We start from the raw sequence: 5194 nt of genomic DNA on the forward strand, positions 1-5194 counted from the left end.
AAGCGTAAGCCAGCAGCTCGCAAGACTGCGAAGAAGACTACCGCTAAGCGTAAGCCAGCAGCTCGCAAGACTGCTAAGAAGGCAACCGCAAAGCGTAAGCCAGCAGTTCGTAAGACTGCTAAGAAGGCAGCGGCTAAGCGTAAGCCAGTTAAGAGAGCGGCTAAGCGTCGGTAATATCTGTTACATAGTTAACAGATTCATAACGGGGCTACAACGCCCCGTTATTTATTTCAGGAAAGCCCTTCCCGCTAGTAGGAATACCAGTCCGTAAAGCCTAAAATCCGCCCCATGATCAGGTTATCTCAAGTCAGTTTATTGCGCGGTGGTAAGGTTTTGCTGTCAGACAGCGATCTTGTCATTCATCCAGGGCAGAAGGTTGGTCTTACCGGTGTAAATGGTTCCGGTAAATCCTCTTTATTTTCATTAGTTCAGGGACGGATACATGCCGATACCGGTGAATTCTCAATACCATCGGGGTGGCGACTTGCCCATATGGCCCAGGAGGTACAAGCACTTCAGCAGGCCGCAGTGGAATATGTGCTGGATGGGGACCGTGAACTGCGGCGCATTGAACGTGAGCTAGCGTCTGCCGAGAAAGAAAGGGATGACCATGCTTTGGCGCGTCTCCATGCTGATTTTGATGCTCACCATGGTTATACCGCACGCTCTCGTGCAGAACAGCTTATGCACGGTCTTGGTTTTCGACAGGATCAGGTAAACACAAATGTTTGCGATTTCTCCGGTGGTTGGAGGATGCGCTTAAATCTGGCCCGTACCTTGATGTGCCCTTCCGATCTACTGTTGTTGGATGAGCCAACCAACCACCTGGATATGGACGCTATTCTCTGGCTGGAGGAGTGGCTGAAACGTTATCCGGGAACTTTGTTATTAATTTCCCACGACAGAGACTTTCTCGATAACGTAGTTGAGCATGTCGCTCATATCGAAAAACAAAACATTACTCTTTACCGTGGAAACTACACTGCCTTTGAGCGAATCCGTTCAGAGCGCCTGGCTCAGCAACAGGCTGTTCATGAACGTCAGGTAAGGGAGCAGGAGCGTCTGACACGCTTTATTGAACGCTTCAGGGCCAAAGCCACCAAGGCACGTCAGGCTCAGAGTCGAATCAAAGCACTGTCCCGTATGGACATGGTTTCTCCGGTTCATGCGGATTCGCCCTTTAAATTTCGCTTCCCTGTTTCGGATAAGCTTTCTTCGCCCCTGATTTCATTACGCAAGGCCTCTCTAGGGTATGAAACTGCCTTATTGAAAAACGTCACCCTGAACCTTCAGCCGGGCGACAGCATTGGTTTGCTTGGACCAAATGGTGCCGGTAAGTCCACACTGATAAAAACGCTGGCCGCTCAACTTGAAATGATTTCTGGCGAAGAGCAACGGGGGGAACACCTTCGTATCGGTTATTTTGCCCAGCATCAACTGGAATCCCTGGATCAGGATGCAACACCAACCATCCATATTCAGAGACTATCTCCCGATGAGCGAGAGCAACGCATTCGAGATTTCCTTGGTTCCTTTGGTTTTCATGGGGATAAAGTTGATGAAAATGTCGGATCGTTTTCTGGCGGTGAGCAGGCACGGCTGGCTTTGGCAATAATTGCCTGGCAGAAACCAAACCTGCTGCTGTTGGACGAACCTACCAACCATTTGGACTTGGAGATGCGTCATGCGCTCACCATGGCCCTGCAAGAGTTTGATGGTGCAATGGTACTGGTATCTCACGATCGTCACCTGCTGCGTTATACCGTAAACGATCTCTATCTTGTTCACGATGGTGCTGTAGAGCAGTATGACGGCGATCTGGATGGCTATGCTGCCTGGCTGGCCAAACAGAAGCGTGAGGAAGTCGCTGGCGCTGTAGATTCTGAAACAGAGGCTTCTCAAAAAGGCGGAATGTCCGCTCAGGACAAAAAAGCCCGTAAAAGGCTTGAGGCTGAGCTGAGAGAGAAACTGCGTCCATACCGCAAAAATGTCGCCAAACTTGAACAGGAAATGGAAAAACAGCAGGCCACTCTTCAAAAGGTTGAAGAACGGCTGATGGATACTTCTCTCTATGAAGAGTCAGCCAAAGCGGAGTTGAAAAAGCTTCTGGATGAGCAGGCCGCGCTGAAAAAGGCATCAGCAGTTACGGAGGAAAACTGGCTGCAATCTTCAGAAGAGTTGGAAGCCATGGAAGAAGAAATTATTCAATTAAGCGAATAAATGGCATTGGAGTTTTTTCTGGTGGCTGCCCCTTGCTGCCAGAAAAAAGTTCTTTAAATGTATTTTTTTGTAGGTGTAAGTGTGGATTGATGGTTTTCTATCCATGTGCCATATATGGATATGCTTTATCAATGTCAGGATTCTTTACCTCAAAAGGGCGTAATGCTGACAAATGGTTAATCCAGCCATAATAAAATAAGGAACCCTCATCATGGGGAACTTTTTGATAACGCGCTAACTGTTTCACTTGAATCATTTTTATGCGAGAAATCGCTGCTACAGCACGTTAAGGGGCTTATTTTTGTCTTCTTCCATCAAGTCTACCGATGTTATTGCAATTGGCCTGATGACATTTGCGCTCTTTCTTGGCGCAGGTAATATGATTTTCCCTCCCTATCTGGGGCAAGTTGCCGGGCCTGACCTGGTCGTGGCAACAATTGGCTTTCTTCTTACTGGTGTTGGTTTGCCCCTGCTGGGTGTAATTGCAGCAGCCCGTCTTGGTGGTGGCTTGAGCAACTTCACCCGCGATCTGCCTCAATGGGTTTCCATCGTTGTGGGTCTGGTTCTGTATCTTGCTATAGGGCCACTCTTTGCCGCGCCGCGCACAGCTATTGTGGCCTGGGAAATGAGTGTCGCTGATATCTTTGAAAGTTATGATAGCGGCCAGATGATTTACAGTGCAGTCTTCTTCGCAATTACCCTGTGGCTTTCCCTGTTTCCAGGGCGGCTGATAGATAATATCGGCAAAGTGATAACACCAATGCTAGTACTGGTTCTCCTGTCTATCGCTGTTGGCGTTGTGTTCTTCCCTCTTGGTCCTGCAGGAAATGTTGCTCCAACTCTGGAAGACAGTGCTTTTTCCTGGGGGTTCCAGCAGGGTTACCAGACAATGGATACGCTGGCATCTCTGGCTTTCGGGATTGTGATTATCACAGCTCTGCGAGAACGCGGCGTTTCTGATAGTGCGGAATTGACCCGATATACGATCACCGCAGGTGTTATCGCTGCGGTTGGACTATGCGCTGTTTATGTGACACTGGCTTATCTCGGTGCTACAAGTCACACAGTGGTGCCTGGGGCGGAAAATGGTGCAGATATTTTAACCAGTTATATCTACCAGCTTTATGGTCAATGGGGGATGTTTTTACTGGGCGCTTCCATCACTCTGGCGTGCCTGACAACCTCTGTAGGTTTGATGACTGCTTGTGGTGAGTACTTCAGCGAAACTCTGCCGATTCTTGGTTACCGTGGTTTTGTGATTCTCTGCACATTTGTCAGCGCATTAATTGCCAATGTTGGATTGAATGAACTTCTGGAACTTACGATTCCGGCGCTGCTTATTATCTACCCAGTAGCGATTTGCCTGATTCTTCTGGCCTTGGTTCGGGATTATTTGAAAAACCCTCCCCGTACTTACCTGATGACATTGTTCCCGGTATTTGTGGTTGGGTTTATTGACGGCCTTGCTGCCAGCAGTGTGGAGTGGGCAAAGGTTATTTCGGAAGGTTCTCTTTCCGTGTTGCCATTACACGATGAAAGTTTGGGATGGCTACTGCCTGGTATAGTTGGATTAATGCTTTCCATGGTGGGAAAAAAAGCAGAAGAAGATTAATTTATCTTCTTGAAAACCAACAAAGGCTACCCGAAGGTAGCCTTTGTCGTTTAAACCGGATTTGTCGTTTAAGCCGGATTTGTCGTTTAAGCCGGAAAGTAACACGGTTTAAACGTTTTCTTCCTGAACGCTATCCAGGCGGCCAAGCAGTGCCCCGACTTTCTCAGACCAGGATTTTAGTTCGTTGCGAAGATCGGTGTTTTCCTGTTCCAGCTTGCTTTTGGCTTCACGCAGCTCGTCCAGTTCCAGACGATAAATACCAATTGTTTCAATCGCACTTTGAATTTTTGACTCTAGCTGGCTCAGGGATTCAATGGACATACTTAGCATCTCATAGAGAAAGATTTTGACCTGCTCATATTAGGAGTTTTCAGGGGGTGGAGTAAATATAAGAAAACGATCGTTCTGTATTTGTATGTGACAGAGTTCTTTTTTTGTAGCTGGGAAAGGCCAGTTGAGTAGTTTTCACAGGGGCAAACAGTTCTAGCAGCCTGTCGGACTGGCCCGTCCATTTGAGTCCTTTTTGATCATATCGGCCTACAGAGCTCATATCTGCCTTCAGAGGTCACTTACTCAAACAGAACGCCAGCGTAACCTCATGAGACAGTGGCTGACTACAAGCCAATAAAGCACCAGAGCCAGCCATTTTTTATCATCGACTTGCTTCAGGTTGAACATTCGGCGCAGGTTGAATGTCAGGCAGACCAGATCCCACTCTTTCGAGACCACTTCCAGTCCCCGCACCAGGAATCGCCGATATCCCATTGCCTCCTTCTGTATTCCGAAGGTGGGCTCTATCGTGCATTTTCGTCGGCTGTAGATGGCTCGCCCTTCTTGTGTCTGCAAGCGCCAGCGCATCCACTCCAAGACACTGGCATCATCATCCGGGACTGGCGGGTCCGGCTGGAAACGCTGCAAGGGGGGCGGGTTGTGCTCATCCCGTTTTATAGCAATGTAGGGTGTCAGTTCTTCTTTATCCACAGCGCAGACATTAGCCTCGCTGAAGTAGCCCGTGTCGGCCAGTAACCCCTCAGCTTTTCCAAGCACGGGGGCCAGTATGCGTAACTGTCTGAGTGTTGGCTCAACTTCTTTTTTGTCATTCGGTGCCTGAGTCACATGACGTGTCACGATCAGACCACTCCCGATGTCTACAGACGCCTGGGCATTGTAGGCTTGTTCGAATGCACCACCGGCAGTGGGCATAATACGAGATTCGTCGTCTGTCAGGTTGACCTGGTCTTTGTCCCCTGCACCTGGTTCCGGTGGCTTTGGCGCTTTGCCGGGATGCTTGCGCTTATTGCGTTTCTCTATTTTCTCTTCGTACTCTACCTGTTCTTGCTGGTAGCGTTCGTCTGCTCGGCG

Annotated in this window: 4 protein-coding genes; 2 read left to right on the forward strand and 2 right to left on the reverse strand. The window is 48.8% G+C overall.

The genetic code is table 11. The annotated features are described in order from the left end of the window. The first annotated feature begins 288 nt into the window (after positions 1-288). Positions 289-2220, forward strand: coding sequence for an ATP-binding cassette domain-containing protein (locus QMA35_RS20740; protein ID WP_281649055.1), 1932 nt, complete (start codon positions 289-291; stop codon positions 2218-2220). 301 nt (positions 2221-2521) lie between these two features. Further along, positions 2522-3832: a branched-chain amino acid transport system II carrier protein gene (brnQ, locus tag QMA35_RS20745; RefSeq protein WP_281649056.1), complete on the forward strand. Its 1311-nt coding sequence runs from the start codon at positions 2522-2524 to the stop codon at positions 3830-3832. A gap of 108 nt (positions 3833-3940) precedes the next feature. Here the strand turns inward: brnQ and QMA35_RS20750 are convergent, their stop codons facing one another. Further along, on the reverse strand, positions 3941-4153 hold the full coding sequence (locus QMA35_RS20750) for a cell division protein ZapB (protein WP_281649057.1): 213 nt from the start codon (positions 4151-4153) through the stop codon (positions 3941-3943). Between the two features lie 252 nt (positions 4154-4405). Beyond that, the coding region (locus QMA35_RS20755; protein WP_281646583.1) for a transposase at positions 4406-5194 on the reverse strand (789 nt) is incomplete at its 5' end.

It is taken from the genome of Parendozoicomonas sp. Alg238-R29, assembly GCF_947331445.1.
Lineage (GTDB): Bacteria > Pseudomonadota > Gammaproteobacteria > Pseudomonadales > Endozoicomonadaceae > Sansalvadorimonas.